Source organism: Achromobacter sp. Marseille-Q0513, from assembly GCF_018195695.1.
Lineage (GTDB): Bacteria > Pseudomonadota > Gammaproteobacteria > Burkholderiales > Burkholderiaceae_B > Achromobacter.
The window spans coordinates 1-794 of the sequence record NZ_JAGTJY010000407.1; the positions used below are offsets into that span (position 1 = coordinate 1).

The following is a 794-nucleotide window of genomic DNA, read 5'->3' on the forward strand; positions in this document are numbered from 1 at the left end:
CCCGCCGCGTTGGGCGCCGCCCCGCCCGGCTACCCGCCCTACCCCGGCGCCAGCTGTACCTCGGTCAACCACCAGGTCTGCCATGGCATTCCGGGCGACAAGGTCCTGAAAAACGGGGACGCCTTGAACATCGACGTCACCATCATCAAGGACGGCTGGTTCGGCGACACCAGCCGCATGTACCCCGTGGGCGAGCAGTCCATCCTGTCGCGCCGGCTGACCGACGTCACGTTCGAGTGCATGTGGAAGGGCATCCAGCAGGTGAAAAACGGGGCCACGTTGGGCGACATCGGCCACGCCATCCAGAAGCATGCCGAAGCCAACGGCTTTTCCGTGGTGCGCGAGTTCTGCGGCCACGGCATCGGCCAGCGCTTCCACGAAGACCCGCAGGTGCTGCACTACGGCAAGCCGGGCTCGGGCGTGAAATTGGTGACGGGCATGCTGTTCACCATCGAGCCCATGATCAACGCCGGCCGCCGCGAAATCCGCCAGCTGTCCGACGGCTGGACGGTCGTGACGCGCGACCACAGCCTGTCGGCCCAATGGGAGCATGCTGTCTGCGTCACCGATACCGGCTATGAGGTGCTGACCCTGTCGCCGGGCATGCCCCAGCCGCCCGCCTTCATCACCGAACCCCTCGTCATCCCCGCCGTCTGACGCAGCCGCCACCATGACCGCCGCCCCCCTCGCCTCCCTGCGCGAACGCATCCAGGAATCCCGGCGGACGGCGGTGGCCCAGTTCCGCGAACACGAGCGCCCCGACACGCTGCTGTCCGAACTGCGGCGCATCGACG

1 protein-coding gene is annotated in these 794 nt (G+C 67.8%); it reads left to right on the forward strand.

What is annotated here, in order from left to right:
* On the forward strand, window positions 1–657 hold a 657-nt coding region (gene map / locus KDH83_RS30955), incomplete at its 5' end, for a type I methionyl aminopeptidase (RefSeq protein ID WP_212322904.1).
* Window positions 658–794 lie beyond the last annotated feature (137 nt).